The 15,050-nt window shown below is 69.7% G+C and carries 14 protein-coding genes and 2 CRISPR repeat arrays; of the genes, 9 read left to right on the forward strand and 5 right to left on the reverse strand.

Features of this window, described 5'->3' with window-relative positions; translation table 11 throughout:
- The first annotated feature begins 75 nt into the window (after nucleotides 1-75).
- On the forward strand, nucleotides 76-1,506 hold the full coding sequence (locus ACFWU9_RS00995) for a dihydrolipoyl dehydrogenase family protein (RefSeq protein ID WP_384313562.1): 1,431 nt from the start codon (nucleotides 76-78) through the stop codon (nucleotides 1,504-1,506).
- Between the two features lie 297 nt (nucleotides 1,507-1,803).
- On the opposite strand, the gene ACFWU9_RS01000 is transcribed toward ACFWU9_RS00995, so the two are convergent.
- From ACFWU9_RS01000 to ACFWU9_RS01015, 4 genes are all read right to left on the reverse strand, one after another.
- Nucleotides 1,804-4,074, reverse strand: coding sequence for an ATP-binding cassette domain-containing protein (locus ACFWU9_RS01000; RefSeq protein WP_384313564.1), 2,271 nt, complete (start codon nucleotides 4,072-4,074; stop codon nucleotides 1,804-1,806).
- A gap of 160 nt (nucleotides 4,075-4,234) precedes the next feature.
- Nucleotides 4,235-5,326: a magnesium and cobalt transport protein CorA gene (locus ACFWU9_RS01005; RefSeq protein ID WP_384313566.1), complete on the reverse strand. Its 1,092-nt coding sequence runs from the start codon at nucleotides 5,324-5,326 to the stop codon at nucleotides 4,235-4,237.
- Nucleotides 5,327-5,507: 181 nt separating this feature from the next.
- Entirely contained in the window at nucleotides 5,508-6,401 is an 894-nt protein-coding gene (locus ACFWU9_RS01010; RefSeq protein ID WP_384313795.1) for a cation diffusion facilitator family transporter, read from the reverse strand.
- A 172-nt stretch (nucleotides 6,402-6,573) separates the two neighbouring features.
- The gene (locus ACFWU9_RS01015; RefSeq protein WP_384313568.1) at nucleotides 6,574-6,903 is read right to left on the reverse strand and encodes a plasmid stabilization protein; all 330 of its coding nucleotides are present in this window, start codon (nucleotides 6,901-6,903) and stop codon (nucleotides 6,574-6,576) included.
- A 334-nt stretch (nucleotides 6,904-7,237) separates the two neighbouring features.
- Here ACFWU9_RS01015 and ACFWU9_RS01020 point away from each other — a divergent pair, with 334 nt between their 5' ends.
- From ACFWU9_RS01020 to ligD, 7 genes are all read left to right on the forward strand, one after another.
- Nucleotides 7,238-8,029 carry a VOC family protein gene (locus ACFWU9_RS01020; RefSeq protein WP_384313570.1) on the forward strand — a complete coding sequence of 264 codons (792 nt, stop codon included), beginning with the start codon at nucleotides 7,238-7,240 and terminating at the stop codon, nucleotides 8,027-8,029.
- Between the two features lie 218 nt (nucleotides 8,030-8,247).
- A complete protein-coding gene (locus tag ACFWU9_RS01025) occupies nucleotides 8,248-8,622 on the forward strand; it encodes a hypothetical protein (RefSeq protein ID WP_384313572.1) in 375 nt (124 codons plus the stop codon).
- A 37-nt stretch (nucleotides 8,623-8,659) separates the two neighbouring features.
- Nucleotides 8,660-9,052: a hypothetical protein gene (locus ACFWU9_RS01030; protein WP_384313574.1), complete on the forward strand. Its 393-nt coding sequence runs from the start codon at nucleotides 8,660-8,662 to the stop codon at nucleotides 9,050-9,052.
- A gap of 315 nt (nucleotides 9,053-9,367) precedes the next feature.
- The gene (locus tag ACFWU9_RS01035) at nucleotides 9,368-9,859 is read left to right on the forward strand and encodes an ATP-binding protein (RefSeq protein ID WP_384313575.1); all 492 of its coding nucleotides are present in this window, start codon (nucleotides 9,368-9,370) and stop codon (nucleotides 9,857-9,859) included.
- A gap of 275 nt (nucleotides 9,860-10,134) precedes the next feature.
- Nucleotides 10,135-10,317 (forward strand): hypothetical protein, encoded by a 183-nt coding sequence (locus tag ACFWU9_RS01040; protein ID WP_384313577.1) that lies wholly within the window; start codon nucleotides 10,135-10,137, stop codon nucleotides 10,315-10,317.
- 105 nt (nucleotides 10,318-10,422) lie between these two features.
- Complete coding sequence (locus tag ACFWU9_RS01045) at nucleotides 10,423-10,713, forward strand: WhiB family transcriptional regulator (protein WP_384313797.1); 291 nt, start codon at nucleotides 10,423-10,425, stop codon at nucleotides 10,711-10,713.
- A 30-nt stretch (nucleotides 10,714-10,743) separates the two neighbouring features.
- The gene (gene ligD, locus ACFWU9_RS01050) at nucleotides 10,744-11,694 is read left to right on the forward strand and encodes a non-homologous end-joining DNA ligase (protein WP_384313579.1); all 951 of its coding nucleotides are present in this window, start codon (nucleotides 10,744-10,746) and stop codon (nucleotides 11,692-11,694) included.
- 133 nt (nucleotides 11,695-11,827) lie between these two features.
- On the opposite strand, the gene ACFWU9_RS01055 is transcribed toward ligD, so the two are convergent.
- The gene (locus ACFWU9_RS01055) at nucleotides 11,828-12,178 is read right to left on the reverse strand and encodes a tetratricopeptide repeat protein (protein WP_384313581.1); all 351 of its coding nucleotides are present in this window, start codon (nucleotides 12,176-12,178) and stop codon (nucleotides 11,828-11,830) included.
- A 136-nt stretch (nucleotides 12,179-12,314) separates the two neighbouring features.
- Here ACFWU9_RS01055 and ACFWU9_RS01060 point away from each other — a divergent pair, with 136 nt between their 5' ends.
- Entirely contained in the window at nucleotides 12,315-13,280 is a 966-nt protein-coding gene (locus tag ACFWU9_RS01060; RefSeq protein WP_384313582.1) for a pirin family protein, read from the forward strand.
- Between the two features lie 370 nt (nucleotides 13,281-13,650).
- Nucleotides 13,651-13,860: a CRISPR direct-repeat array (repeat unit 25 nt; unit sequence CCATCCCCGCGGGCGCGGGGAGCAG).
- A 516-nt stretch (nucleotides 13,861-14,376) separates the two neighbouring features.
- Nucleotides 14,377-14,832: a CRISPR direct-repeat array (repeat unit 29 nt; unit sequence GTGCTCCCCGCGCCCGCGGGGATGGTCCC).
- Nucleotides 14,833-15,050: the final 218 nt, after the last annotated feature.

A 15,050-nucleotide genomic window follows, 5' to 3' on the forward strand; every position in this document is an offset into this window, starting at 1 on the left:
GTACCACCGCCGTATTCCTCGCCCATTCCCGAAGATCGTGTGGCCATGCGGCGGGCGCCGCATCAGACTGTTCCCATGACGGAAGCCATGGAGTACGACGTTGTGGTGCTGGGTGCGGGACCGGTCGGGGAGAACGTTGCCGACCGCGTCAGGGCGGCCGGACTGAGTGCGGCGATCGTCGAGCGGGAGCTGGTCGGCGGCGAATGCTCCTACTGGGCATGCATGCCCAGCAAGGCCCTCCTGCGCTCGGTGATCAGCCGTGCGGACGCGCGTCGCGTCCCCGGACTGGGCCAGTCCGTCCAGGGCTCCCTCGACGTACCCGCCGTCTTCGCGCACCGCGACTACTACGCCTCGGACTGGAAGGACGACGGCCAGGTCGCCTGGGTCGACTCGATCGGCGCCACGCTGTACCGGGGCCACGGCCGGCTCGACGGCAAGAAGCGGGTGACCGTCACCGACGCCGACGGCGGCGAGCGGGTCCTCACCGCCCGCCACGCGGTCGCCGTCTGCACCGGCACCACCGCCGTGGTCCCCGACCTGCCGGGCGTGGCGGGCGCCAGGCCCTGGACGAGCCGCGAGGCGACCAGCTCCTCGACGGTGCCGGCGCGGCTGGTCGTCGTGGGCGGGGGAGTGGTCGGCGTCGAGATGGCCACCGCCTACCAGGGATTCGGCTCGTCCGTCACCATGCTCGTACGGGGCGACCGTCTGCTGCCGCGCATGGAGCCCTTCGTCGGGGAACTCGTCGCCGATTCCCTCACCGAGGCGGGCGCCTCCGTACGTACGGGCCTCTCCGTCACCTCGGTCGAACGCGACGGTGGCACCGGGCCGGTCGCGATCGTCCTCGACAACGGCGAGCGGATCGAGGCGGACGAGATCCTCTTCGCCACCGGCCGGGCACCGCACACCCAGGACGTCGGCCTGGACTCCGTCGGTCTGAAGCCGGGCTCCTGGCTGCCCGTCGACGACAGCTGCCGGGTGGACGGCAGCGACTGGCTCTACGCGGTCGGCGACGTCAACCACCGCGCGCTCCTCACCCACCAGGGCAAGTACCAGGCCCGTATCGCGGGCGCCGCGATCGGTGCCAGGGCGCAGCAGGTGCCCCTGCTGGAGACCGACCGCTGGGGCGCCCACGCGGCGACGGCCGACCACGACGCGATCCCCCAGGTCGTCTTCACGGACCCGGAGGTCGCCACGGTCGGCCTGACCCTCAAGGAGGCCGAGGACGCGGGCCACCGGGTCCGCGCGGTCGACTACGCCATCGAGAACGTCTCGGGCGCGGGCCTCTACGCGGACGGCTACCGGGGCCGCGCCCGCATGATCGTGGACCTGGACAGCGAGATCCTGCGCGGTGTGACGTTCGTGGGCCCGGGCGTCGGCGAGATGCTCCACTCGGCGACGATCGCGGTCGCGGGAGAGGTCCCGATCAACCGCCTCTGGCACGCGGTCCCCGCCTACCCGACGATCAGCGAGATCTGGCTCCGCCTGCTGGAGACGTACCGGGGCTGAAGCCGGGTAACTCCACTCACTCGGTCCTGACGAGCACCCCCGGCGCCGCGTCCCGTACGTCCGGCGACGGATGGGTGCGCGGCGTCCGGAGGGCCTCACGCCAGGCTGGGGGTCGGCACAGGCGGGTGCCCAGTGCCGATCGGCCCGCCACTCGTGAACCAGGCAGGACAGTTCCTCATTGTGCCGCCGGGGGACCGCGAACCCAGCGGATGAGCGCGAGCCCGGCGGAGGTGTGCGGGCGGTGCCGCGGATCCGCCGGGCTCGGTGGGTACGGCCTCCGTACCCACGGCTCCTCAGCTACGGCTTCGCGGCCACGTACTCCCGCAGATGCCGTGCCGTGAGCGTGTCCGCGTGTGCCACCAGGTCGGCCGGCGTACCGGTGAAGACGATCTGTCCGCCGTCGTGTCCGCCACCCGGCCCCAGGTCGATCAGCCAGTCCGCGTGGGCCATCACCGCCTGGTGGTGCTCGATCACGATCACCGTGTTCCCGGAGTCCACCAGCCGGTCGAGCAGCGCGAGCAGCTTGTCGACGTCCGCCATGTGCAGCCCGGTCGTCGGCTCGTCCAGGATGTAGACGGACGATTTCTCCGCCATCTGGATCGCCAGCTTCAGCCGCTGCCGCTCGCCGCCCGACAGGGTGTTCAACGGCTGGCCGAGCCGCAGATAGCTCAGCCCCACGTCGGCGAGCCGGCCGAGGATCGCGTGCGCCTGCCCGGAGGTGAAGTAGTCGTTCGCCTCGGCGACCGACATGGAGAGCACCTCGCTGATGTTCTTGCCGTTCAGCCGGTAGGTGAGCACCTCGGGGGTGAATCGCTTGCCCTCGCACTCCTCACAGACCGAGGCGACGCCCGCCATCATCGCGAGGTCGGTGTAGACGAGCCCCAGGCCGTTGCATTTGGGGCAGGCGCCCTCCGAATTCGCGCTGAACAGCGCGGCCTTGACCCCGTTGGCCTTGGCGAAGGCCGTCCGGATCGGGCTCAACAGCCCTGTGTACGTCGCCGGGTTGCTCCGACGCGACCTGCGGATCGGCGACTGGTCGGCCACCACCACGCCGTCCCTGTTCGACAGATAGCCATGGATCAGCGAGGACTTCCCCGACCCGGCGACCCCGGTGATCACGCTCAGCACCCCGGTCGGGATGTCGACGCTCACGTTCTTCAGGTTGTGCAGATCGGCGCCCTCGATGGAGAGCCGGCCGCTCGGCTCACGTACCGACTCCCGCAGCCCCGCCCGGTGTTCGAGATGCCGTCCGGTCAGCGTGTCCGACGCGCGCAGCCCCGCCACGTCGCCCGTGTAGCAGATCCGCCCGCCCGCCGTACCGGCACCGGGCCCGAGGTCCACCACATGGTCGGCGATCGCGATGACCTCGGGCTTGTGCTCCACGACCAGGACCGTGTTGCCCTTGTCCCTCAGCCGTAGCAGCAGATCGTTCATCCGACGGATGTCGTGCGGGTGCAGTCCGATCGTGGGCTCGTCGAATATGTACGTGGCGTCGGTGAGGCTGGAGCCCAGATGCCGCACCATCTTCACGCGCTGCGCCTCACCGCCGGAGAGCGAGGAGGAGACCCGGTCCAGGCTCAGATAGCCGAGCCCGATCTCGACCAGCGACTCCAGCAGGTCCCGCAGACTGCCGAGGAGCGGCGCCACACCGGGATCGTCCAACTTCCGCACGTACTCGGCCAGATCGCTGATCTGCATCGCCGAACACTCCGCGATGTTCACGCCGTTGACCTTCGAGGACAGCGCCGCGGTGCTCAGCCGGCTGCCGCCGCAGGACGGGCACTCGGCGAAGACGACCGCCCGGTCCACGAACGCCCGGACGGAGGCCTGCATCGAGTCCCGGTCCTTGACCAGGATCGTCCGGTTGACCTTGGTGACGAGCCCCTCGTACGTGATGTTGTTCGAGCCGACCTTGACCTTCGTCGCGCTCTGGTGGAGGAAGAGCTCCCACTCCTCGGGCGTGAAGTCCTTGAGCTTCTTGTCCGGGTCGTAGAAGCCCGAGGCGACCATGACCTGCCAATACCATCCGTCGACCTGGAAGCCGGGGACGGTGATCGCGCCCTCGTTCAGGGAGAGTTCGCGGTTCACGAGCTGGTCGATGTCGGTCTTCGTCACCTGACCGATCCCCTCGCACTCCGCGCACATGCCCTCGGGGGCGTTGAAGCTGAAGGCCGTCGACGTCCCGATGTGGGGGGTGCCGAGCCGGCTGAAGATGATCCGCAGCATGGTGTACGCGTCGGTCGCCGTGCCCACCGTCGAACGGGAGTTGGCGCCCATCCGCTCCTGGTCCACGACGATCGCGGCGCTCAGATTGTGCAGCGAGTCGACGTCCGGTCTGCCCATGCTCGGCATGAACGACTGGATGAACGCCGTGTACGTCTCGTTGATCAGACGCTGGGACTCGGCGGCGATGGTGCCGAAGACCAGCGAGGACTTGCCGGATCCCGAGACGCCGGTGAAGACCGTGAGGCGGCGCTTGGGGATGTCGACGGAGACCTCCCTCAGATTGTTCTCGCGGGCCCCGCGGACCTGGATCACATGGTGACTGTCGGCGGCTGGGATGTTCACGGACTGCTCCTCGTGATTCTCGGCGAGCAGCTAGCGTACACCGTACCCAATCAAAGTCGCACACACTTTCGAACAGATACTCATGCGTCGGCCGGGCCGTTACGGACAGGGGTGATGGCCGACGAGACGGCCCCGGCCGTCGAGGGCGGGGGAGGGCGCGCTAGAGCCAGCCGTTGCGGCGGAAGCTGCGGTGGAGGACGTAGCACGCCGCTGCCATGAGAGCGACGACGGCCGGATAGCCGTACGTCCAGCCCAGGCCCGGCATGTGCTCGAAGTTCATGCCGTAGATGCCGCAGACCATGGTCGGTACGGCGATGATCGCGGCCCACGCGGTGATCTTGCGCATGTCCTCGTTCTGCGCGACGGTCACCTGTGCGAGATGGGCCTGGAGGATCGAGTCCAGCAGATTGTCGAAGGCGGCTATCTGCTCGGTGAGCCGGGCCAGATGGTCCGTGACGTCGCGGAAGTACGGTCGTACGGCGGGAGTGACGACCGGCATCGTCCGGTTCGCCAGCATCCCCAGCGGCCGGTCCAGCGGTGCCACCGCCCGCTTCAGCTCCAGCAGTTCCCGCTTGAGCTGGTAGATGCGTCCGGCCTCGCTCCGGCCCGCCCGGCTCGCCGATTCGTTGAAGACGGCGGTCTCCACATGGTCTATGTCGTCCTGGACGGCGTCGGCGACGACCAGACAGTCGTCGACCACCTGGTCCGCGATCGCGTGCAGTACGGACGACGTCCCCATCGCCAGCCGCTCGGGCGCCGCCTCCAGCCGCTCGCGCAGCGGGCCGAGCGAACCGTGCCTGCCATGCCTGATCGTGATCACGAAGTCCCGCCCCGTGAAGACCATCAGCTCGCCCGTGTCCACCACCTCGCTGGTGGAGGTGAGTATCTCGTGGTCGACATAGCGACAGGTCTTGAAGACCGCGAACAGTGTGTCGTCGTACTGCTCGACCTTCGGCCGCTGATGCGCGTGCACCGCGTCCTCGACCGCCAGCGGATGGAGCCCGAACAGCTTGGCGAGCCCCATGAACTCGGATTCGTCCGGCTCGTGCAGACCTATCCAGACGAAGCCCCTGCCGGACCTCCGGACCCGTCGTACGGCCTCTTCGGCGGGCCAGTCGCCCGGCTGCCGTTTGCCGTCCTCGTAGACCACACAGTTCACAACGGCGCTGCCGAGCGGCGACCGGGCCGGGTGGCTGAGGTCGACAGTGCTGCGGTAGACGCGCCGCACCGCCCGGCGGAGGCGACGGATCATGGGCACCTGGGGGCTCCGTTCGAAGGATCGGCGGCCAGTCTGCCACCACCCCCGGGGCGCCGTCCCCGGTCCCCGGGCCCTCGGTCCCCGTACATACGCGCCAACGGCCGTTGCCCAGGCGTTTGCCGGCCGCTGCCGGGGCTCACGCACCCGCGCGTCGCCCCCAGGGCGCCCCCAGGACTCAGGCGCCCACGGTCGGCGAGGTGTCCGGCGGTGCCTCCGTGATGTCGAGGAAGACATGGTCCGCCTCGGGCCAGGTCCTGACCACCGAGCTCTTGATGCGTACGCAGATCAGCTCGATCTCCTCGCTGTCGAGCCCCGGCACCAGATCGATCCGGGCCGCGATGAGGGCCGAGTCGAGACCGAGCCGCATCGTCAGCAGCTGGGCGACATTGTCGATCTCCGGCTGGGCGTCGAGGAGCGAGGCGATCCGGCCGCGCAGCTCGGGCTCGACGGACTCGCCGACGAGCCGGACGCGTGCCTCCGCGCCGAGCCGGTAGGCCACGTACACCAGCAGCAGACCGATACCGAAGGACGCGCCCGCCTCCCAGGCCACCTCGCCGGTGACCAGATGCAGCACCATGCCGGCCATGGCGAGCAGCACGCCCAGCACGGCGGTCGCGTCCTCGGCGACGACGGTGCGCACCGCTGGGTCCTTGTCGCTGCCCTTCTGCCCGTGCAGCTGATGGAGCGCGCGGAGCAGCGAGCTGCCCTCGGCGACCAGGGCGACGCCGAGGACGACCAGGCCCACGGTGTAGCCGCTCGGCGTCTCGCCGTTGTCGGTGGCCAGCGCGTGATAGCCCTGGTAGAAGGAGAAACAGCCGCCCATCACGAAGATCCCGACCGCGGCGAGCAGGGACCAGAAGTACCGCTCCTTGCCGTACCCGAAGGGATGGCGGCGGTCGGCGGGGCGCCGGCTGCGGTGCAGCGCGGTGAGCAGGAACAGCTCGTTGGTGCTGTCGGCCACGGAGTGCGCGGCCTCCGAGAGAAGGGCGGGCGATCCGGAGAGGAGACCGCCGACCGCCTTGGCGGCGGCGATCACGATGTTCGCGGCGAGGGCGACGAGGATGGTGATCCGGGTCTTGGCGTCGGACTCCCGTACGTCGGACTCCCGCGCCTCCGACCGCTGCGCGTCGGACTTCCGTGCCTCGGACTCCAGCTCGTCGCGTTCGGGTTCCCGTTTGTCGGGTTCTGCTTGTTCGAGGTCGATTTCTCGCTGGCTCACACCAGGTCACCGTCGATGAGGATCAACGGGACCTTCCCAGCGCCCGCGAGAGCTGCTTCTTGTTCATCTTGGAACGGCCGTCCAGATCGCGGCGCCGCGCCTCCGCGTAGAGCTGGTTGTACGTGGGCCCCTGAGCGCCCGTGTGCGAACGGCGGCCACCGCGCTCCCCGGACGACATGTCCTCGGTGGAGCTGCGGGACGCGGTCTTCGACTCGCCGTGCCGCGCCCGTTCCTTGTTGACGGTCCGGGAGGCGATCTCCTCGGCGCGCGACGTGCTCTCGCCGCGCTGCTCGGCGCTCTCCTTGATGTGCTCGTACTGCCGTTCACGTTTGGGGCTGGATCCTCGCGGCATGACGGACCCTCCTTCCGGTCGGGCGAGCCGGCCGTTGTGTACCGGCCGCTGCGCGGCGTGTACCCCGCCCGCCTCGGTCGAATCGGTGGCGCGATCACGCGCGAGGCGTCAGGCACATGGCCACACGCGCCGCGTCATGCCCGGCTCCGGCGAGGCCCACCTCTCCATCGTCACAGCGATCCGTTGGGCCCGCAGTGAGGAGGGCCGGCCTGTCCACGCCCCCGCCGGAGACCCGGGCGACATGCGGGCCGCCTGCACTGCTGGCACAGTCGTCAGGGAGTGGAGGGGAGCCGCCGGGGCATCCACCGGCACGACCGGAGTGAGGTGAGCGGCCATGGCACCGAGGCATCCCGTCTTCGGGGAACCGTGCTGGGTGAGCCTGCTGGCCCGCGACCTCGCCGACACACAGAACTTCTACGGTGCCGTGCTCGGCTGGACCTTCCGCCCGACCGAACCCGGCGACCAGTTCGTCGTGGCCGAGACCGACGGCGTACCGGTCGCGAGCATCGGCGCGCTGGCCCCCACCCTCCAGGTGGCTGTGACGTGGATGCCGTACTTCGTGGTGGACGACGTGGACGCGACGGCGTCACGCATCCGGGAGCGCAGTGCGACGGTCGCCGTGGGACCGCTGGCCTTCGAGATGGGGCGCGCGGCACTGGCCGCCGACCGGGACGGCGCCGTCTTCGGCTTCTGGGAGGGCGAGCCGCTGCCCGACGCCACGGTCGAGCTCGGCGTACCGCCCTTCCGGCTGGAGCTGCGCACCTACGACGCCATCGCTTCGGCGATCTTCTACGGCGAGGTATTGGACTGGGCCGACGACGGAAGCGGCGGCATCGACATCAGTTACGAGAAGGACCACGTCGTACTCCGTACCGGACAGCGGCCGGGGAATGTCCTTGCCCGAATAAGCAGCGGTGGCGTCGAGGCCGCGATGGATCCGCATCTGCGCCCCCGCTGGCACGTGTCGTTCCCCATGGACGGTGTGAAGGAGGTCAGAACCGCGGCCGAGACCGCCGAGGAGATGGGCGGCCTCGTGATGGCCCCGGCGGACACGGCGTCCGACGAGGGGGAGCAGGTGACGCTGCGTGACCCGGACGGCGGGCTGTTCACCCTGACGGGCCGCTGACGGGCGGCCGACGGGCGGTCGACGTGCGGCCGGTCAGCGGTCGCGACGGGTGGCGGCCGTTACGGAAGGACTGCCGGGGGACGGACCGCGTCGGGTTTCGCCGACCGCGAGCGGGTACGTGGCGAGGACTCGGTACCTACGCGGGGGCGACCGTCGACACCCGAAACGCGAGCGGCGTGGAACCACCGCGCGAGGACCCTGTGACGAAGGGAATCACGGTGAACGACCGACATCCGGGCGAGTCCCACGGCAACGGCGCTGCCGTCCCGAGGGATCTGCCCGACCAGCACGCCCGGCCCGGAGACGATCCGCTGGACGTGGAGATCGAGGGCCTGGGCTCCTCGGGGGACACAGTCGACCCCGACAGCGCCCGCGACCCCGACAGCGACTCCGACCGGGACCCTGACCCCGACAAGGACCGGGACAAGGACCCCGAACGCGACCCGGACTCCGGCCCGGCCGAGCAGCCCGGCGCCCCGGAGGAGCCGGATCCGCAGCTCCCCGAGACCGACGAGGCCGGCGCCGGCAGGCGCGGCAACCCCAGCACGGGCGGGGTGCACGAACAGCCCGTCCCCGACGAGCCGTCGGGCTGACCGGCCCGGCACGCACGACCGAGCGGAGGTACCCACGGTGAAAAGCTCACAGAAGCCCCCGGCGGCACAGGGCGCCGACACAGAGGTGACGGTCGAACTCAGCGGCTGCGAGGCGCGGGACGCGCACGCCGTGTTCGCCGCGCTGCGCACGGTCTTCGCGTCGGACCGCGCGCCCGACGACCGGCCGGAGGAAGTCCCCGGCGCCCGCCCGACGGTGTGGAGTTCGACCTTCGACGTGTCGGAGGTGGGCGAGAAGCCCGGTCCGACACCCCTGACCAGGCCGGTGACCGCGGACGTCCAGGGCGGCTACTGGGCGGTCGCCAGACTCCAGGAAGGGCTTGCCGGGGCGTTCGCGGTGGAGGTGCTGGGTACGGCCGCGGGCGACCAGGAGCAGGAGGCCCAGCTGCGTCTGGATATGCGCCGTGCCTGAAGACGGTGGGGGAGCGGTAAACATGGCTTCCGGGTGTAAGCGAATTCGACCAACCCTCCCGGCACCCCCAGGAGGGTGGTCCGACCCGCCCTGGACCCCCTCTGACCTGTATGTCTTCCCCGGGGGCGCCGTCCGGCACGATGTCCCCGGGGCGGCTACGGCCATCGGTGGGCAATCCGGATAAGTTGCGCATTCGGCTCCGTCGGGTCAGTCTTTTCAGTGACCCAGAAGTGGCTGACGCTCACGCTTCGTATTCGGGGGTCGTTGCAACAACGAAGTGAAGTATGTGGGCCCCTGTGTTAAGGAGCCTCGACCATGACGATTCCACTGAGCCGTTACTACGTGGTGGAATTGCACGCCTCTCCGGAGCGCGTATCGCAAATCCGGCGCATCGTCGCCGCGCACCTTCGACACTGGAATCTCGACCAGCACGTCGACCCGGTCTGCTCGGGCGTCGACGAACTGCTGACCAATGTCCACCGCCATGTCGGTGAGGACAACAAGTGCATGGTCGAACTCCGCTGCACCACCCGGTATCTCACGGCCGCCGTCTCCGACAACGGTCCCGAACTGCCCCGACTGCCGTCGGCCGGCGGTGGGGGACTGGCCCGTCTCGCCTCACTCAGCGACAGCTGGGGCACCTGTGGCACGGTGGAGGGCAAGGTTGTCTGGTTCACCAGGAGCGTCGAGGCGCCGCAGAACGTTCTGCGACTGCCCAGCCTCCCGGTGGGTGGGATCGACGCCGCCGCGAAGGAGCCGGCTCCGGCCGTGACCCTGGCGCCGGCGCTCGTGCCGTCCTTGGCGTAGGCGTGACACCGCTGGGCACGTAACCCCGAATCGCGACTCGTAGCTCGTCACACGCACCCCGTCGCTCGTCGCTCGTACGTCGGCCGGGCCCGGAGCCGTAACAGAGAACCGGGCCCGCGCTTTTCGGTCCGGGGACGTCGGGTACCCGCTCGGACGAGAACCCCGCGCGGGAAACAGCGAATGCGCGGACATACGGGACGCCCGGACGTACGGACGTACGACCGCACGGAGACCGACCGCACGGAGACCGACTGCACGGAGAGAAGGAGTGAGACATGGAGTCCGACCATGGCCAGACGGGCCGCATAGGCAGGCTCGGCCGACCGGAGAAGCGGGAGGGGCGGTTGCGCACCTGCGTACCGGCCCGCGTCACGCGGCGTGAACGCGAGGCGAGAGACCGCCAAGGACGCCAGGAGACGGTGGATCAGGACTGGAATGTGGTGCGGGGAGAGGACTGAATGACTGCGCGGCTGCACATCAATCAGACAGGCACGACGGCGGGTTCGACGACAGGCACGACGGACGAGAACTGGACCGGCTCCGGCGCCGAGGCGTGGGAATGGCTGCGGGACGCGGCCTGCACGGGCGCCGATCCCGAACTCTTCTTCCCGGTGGGGGACTCCGATCCCGCCGCCGAGCAGACGGAGCGGGCCAAGGCGGTGTGCCACAGCTGCCCGGTGGAGACGCGGTGCCTCGAATGGGCGCTCAATACCGGCCGTACGTCCGGGGTTTGGGGCGGTACGGACGAGGAGGAGCGTCGTCGGCTGCGCCGCAAGGAACGACGCGGGGTGCCGGCGCCGCGCGGCAGGCAGGCATCGGGGCCGGGCGGCACACGGCGGCCCCGTACCCACTGAAACCCGTGCACCCGTGCGGTCCGAGGAGGCATGAGCGCGATGAGCGGAGACTCAGGTGGCGCGGGGGAGGGGACCGTACGGGCGGGCCGCCGGACCGTACAGGTCCACCGGCCGCGGAAGGTCCTCTTCCCGGACACCGCCTCCGGCCCCGGGAGCGAGCTCACGAAGGCGGACCTCGTCGAGCACTACCGTTCGATCGCCCGCCATATGCTGCCCGAACTCAAGGGCAGACCACTGATGCTGGAGCGGTATCCGGACGGCCTCGGCGGCCCGCGCTTCATGCAGAAGAACATCCCGGGCAACTATCCGCGGTGGGCGCGACAGGCCGAGATGGCGAAGAAGGGCGGGACGGTCACACACCCCGTGTGCGACGACACCGCGACGCTCGTGTTCCTCGCCGACCAGGCGACCATCACCTTCCACCGCTGGCTGTCACAGGCGGACCGCCCCGACTTCCCGGACCGGCTGGTCTTCGACCTGGACCCGGCGGACGACGACTTCGAGGCCGTACGCGCCGCCGCGCTGCTGCTCCACGGACTGCTCGACGAGCTGAGTCTGCCGGCCATGGCGATGACGACCGGATCCAAGGGACTGCACGTGATCGTCCGGCTCGACCGGAGCACGCCGTTCGACGACGTACGGGCCTTCGCCATGGACGTGGCTCGCGTGCTGGCGGCCCGTGACCCGGACCGGCTGACGACCGAGCAGCGCACGGACGCCCGGGCGGGCCGGCTCTATCTGGACGTGCAGCGCAACGCGTACGCGCAGACCGCCGTCGCCCCCTTCTCCGTACGTCCGAAGGAAGGCGCACCGGTCGCGACGCCGATCAGCTGGGACCAGGTGAAGGATCCGGCGGTCACGGCGCGGCGCTGGACGGTGACGAATGTGCTGGAGCAGGCGCGCACCCGCCCCTGGTCGGACATTCCGACCAGGGGCAGGGCGCTCGGTCCGGCACGGCGACGGCTGGACGCCCTGAGATAGCGACGTCGGTGCCGTTCGCGCGCCTTGCCGGAAGCGCGCCCGGCCGGCGGTCGCGACCGTTCGCGAGCGCGCTGCTGTCGACGTACCCAGCTGGCGGTCGCGCCCGTTCACGACCGGGCCGCCGTCGATGTGCTCAGCCGACGTCGGGGAACTCGCCCGCCAGCGCGGCGGCCATCCGCAGATGCGGTACGGCGTCGCCGTCCCGCCCCTGCCGCTCCAGCGTGCGGCCCAGCATGAGCCGCGCGTACTGCTCGACAGGGTCACGCTCCAGCACCGCGAGCAATTCCGTCTCGGCCTTGCGGAGCCGGGCGGAGTGGTAGTAGGCCCGCGCGAGCAGCAGCCGCGTCGAGACCTGCTCCGGCGCCTCGGAGACCAGCCCCTCCAGGATGCCGGCGGCCGTGACGTACTCCTGGGCGTCGAAGAACTGCCGAGCACGCGCCCAGCGCTCGGCCGCGGTTCCGAAGTCGTAGTAGGTGCTGTTCACTTGCCCTCCCTTGATGCCCGGCTGATCGCTTTCACCACGCCACAACACCCTGAGGTCGTTGAACATTCCACTACCTACCCGACCGTTATCGCGTGGATGCTGCCCTCGGGTACCGGACGGGATTAGGTTGGGCGCCATGAGCAATCTTGATCGTCAGGCGACGCTCTCCGTCTGCGGCGGCCGTGGCTTCGTCGTCGCCGAGCCGGTGCGCGAACTCCTCAGCCCCCGTCACGTCAAGCTCGGCGAGTCCACGGAAGTGCGCCGGCTGCTGCCCAACCTCGGGCGCCGCATGGTCGGCGCGTGGGCCTTCGTCGATCACTACGGCCCCGACGACATCGCCGACGAGCCCGGTATGCAGGTGCCACCCCACCCGCACATGGGACTCCAGACGGTCAGCTGGCTCCACGACGGCGAGGTCCTGCACCGCGACAGCCTGGGCAGCCTCCAGACCGTACGCCCCCGGGAACTCGGCCTCATGACCTCGGGCCGCGCGATCAGCCACTCCGAGGAGAGCCCGCGCTCGCACGCCCGGTTCCTGCACGGAGCCCAGCTATGGGTCGCGCTCCCCGACGCCCACCGGAACGTCGACCCGCACTTCCAGCACCACGCGGACCTCCCCGTGGTCGCGGCGCAGGGCCTGACGGCCACGGTCATCCTGGGCACCCTGGACGGCGCGACCTCCCCGGGCACGACGTACACCCCCCTGGTCGGCGCGGACCTCACGCTCACCCCGGGCACGGACGCCCGCCTGCCGCTGGACCCCGACTTCGAGTACGCGGTCCTGGCGATGTCGGGCGAGGCGAGGGTCGACGGGGTCCCGGTCCCGGCGGGCTCGATGCTCTACCTCGGTTGCGGCCGCACGGAACTCCCGCTCCGCACGGACTCGGAGGCCGGCCTGATGCTGCTGGGCGGCGAGCCCTTCGAGGAGGAGATCGTGATGTGGTGGAACTTCATCGGCCGCTCCCACGAGGAGATCGAGGCGGCGCGCCAGGACTGGATGGACGGCCCCCGCTTCGGCGAGGTAAAGGGCTACGCGGGCACGCCCCTGCCGGCTCCGGACCTCCCACCGGTGGCCCTGAAGCCCCGGGGCCGGGTGCGCTGACCTGGCCTGATTGATCCTTCGACGGCATGCCGCAGGTCCTTCGCCGAGCCCCCTCACCGCACCGGCGAGGGGGCGCAGGTGTTGGCACCTGTGACCAGGTCTAATCAAACACTTGCTGACCCTACTGGCGAGTAATCAGATTCTGTCATCGGCGGGGGCGTGAAGCTCGGCGTCGTACGGTCGTTGGTGTGAAGGTGACCAGCTCCGCGCGGGCGGCTGTGCCGTACATCGTTCATTCCTTCGGGCGCTTCCTGCCGAGTTGGTGGTCTTGGGGCTGGGTTGCGCTATCCCCGAGATTTCTCGAAGACGGCCGTTACGGGCGCCGGTTCACAGACATTCGGCTCAAGGGCCCCGACCGTCCGTAGAAAAAGAATGCCCGGCGGCGCCGGGAGCAGAACAAGCCCAACCCGTTCATGCCGCGGCAGGAGGTCCCATCCCCGCGGGCGCGGGGAGCAGGCCACGAGGCTGTACGCCGTCAGGTCCGTCTCGGGACCATCCCCGCGGGCGCGGGGAGCAGTCGCCGGCGCCTCCGGCATCACCTACACCCACAGGACCATCCCCGCGGGCGCGGGGAGCAGGCTCGGTGAGCTGGGGTTTTAGCGGTGGCAGGTGCTGTTCTCGAGTAGTTTCACCGAATCCGACATAAAGATCATGGGGTGCATTTAACATCCTGCGGCTGGGTTGCTTGGTTCGCGGGGTGTTCGGTATTACCTGATGCGGGTTCATGGTGTACGGGTTTTCTCATTTACGTGCCGTGGCTGTTGGTTTGACTGTATTTATCTGGCATGACGAGTGATGCGGAGTCTGGTTTAGAACTTGGTGCGCGCCTGGTGGGGCCGGTGCGGACCGTGTGGGCGAAGCATGACCGGGATAGCGGGGGCTGGCTGCCCTTGTGGCGGCATTTGGGGGACAGTGTCCGCCCCGACACCAGCACACCGCTTCCAGCTGCCAACACACCCAAACCCGGCTGGAGCAAAGCCTTACAACGCCGCCGCTTCGCTAAACGATGAATGAGAAGTATTTGAGCAGAATGTGCGAATCGATGAAAGACTCGAAAACTGCACCCCACCCGCCTGAAAACCCCAGGTCACCGACAGTGCTCCCCGCGCCCGCGGGGATGGTCCCGGATCGCTGTTCCCTGCCCTCAACGAGACCTCGTGCTCCCCGCGCCCGCGGGGATGGTCCCCCGAATGCCAACCCGACCGACTTCCCGTCGGGGTGCTCCCCGCGCCCGCGGGGATGGTCCCCGGGCGTGGTCCGGACGGCACCGGGCACCGAAGTGCTCCCCGCGCCCGCGGGGATGGTCCCGAGGCCCGGGACGCGCTGGCGCAGCAGGTACAGTGCTCCCCGCGCCCGCGGGGATGGTCCCACCCCGGCCCACACCACGGAGACACGACATGAGTGCTCCCCGCGCCCGCGGGGATGGTCCCCATCGAGCGTCTCAGACGTCTAGAGAGTGAGAGTGCTCCCCGCGCCCGCGGGGATGGTCCCGACACCAGCGCGCCCGCGCATCGCTGGTACGGGCGCTCCCCGCGCCCGCGGGGATGGTCCCCAGCCGGATTCTGGCAAGAGCTGTACCGGGTGCCCGATGAGTGGGAGTGCCGGAACTGCGACGCCGTCAACATCACCCATGCCCCGCCGTGGACACCAGCCGACTGACGTCGGAACCTACGTCGAGGGACCGGACACCGCCGGACGCCATGTCACGGGTTCGCCGGGTTCATCTGGGGCCTGCACCGGATCAACCCGTCCGGGTAGCGAGAGCCTCTA

Origin of the sequence: Streptomyces sp. NPDC058653, from assembly GCF_042716895.1 — a bacterium.
GTDB lineage: Bacteria > Actinomycetota > Actinomycetes > Streptomycetales > Streptomycetaceae > Streptomyces.

What these genes read in the sequence shown, in the direction of transcription:
- ACFWU9_RS00995 (WP_384313562.1), top strand. Translation starts at nt 76, where the DNA reads ATGACGGAAGCCATGGAGTACGACGTTGTGGTGCTGGGTGCGGGACCG.
- ACFWU9_RS01005 (WP_384313566.1), bottom strand. Translation starts at nt 5,326, where the DNA reads ATGATCCGTCGCCTCCGCCGGGCGGTGCGGCGCGTCTACCGCAGCACT.
- ACFWU9_RS01015 (WP_384313568.1), bottom strand. Translation starts at nt 6,903, where the DNA reads ATGCCGCGAGGATCCAGCCCCAAACGTGAACGGCAGTACGAGCACATC.
- ACFWU9_RS01020 (WP_384313570.1), top strand. Translation starts at nt 7,238, where the DNA reads ATGGCACCGAGGCATCCCGTCTTCGGGGAACCGTGCTGGGTGAGCCTG.
- ACFWU9_RS01035 (WP_384313575.1), top strand. Translation starts at nt 9,368, where the DNA reads ATGACGATTCCACTGAGCCGTTACTACGTGGTGGAATTGCACGCCTCT.
- ACFWU9_RS01040 (WP_384313577.1), top strand. Translation starts at nt 10,135, where the DNA reads ATGGAGTCCGACCATGGCCAGACGGGCCGCATAGGCAGGCTCGGCCGA.
- ligD (WP_384313579.1), top strand. Translation starts at nt 10,744, where the DNA reads ATGAGCGCGATGAGCGGAGACTCAGGTGGCGCGGGGGAGGGGACCGTA.
- ACFWU9_RS01060 (WP_384313582.1), top strand. Translation starts at nt 12,315, where the DNA reads ATGAGCAATCTTGATCGTCAGGCGACGCTCTCCGTCTGCGGCGGCCGT.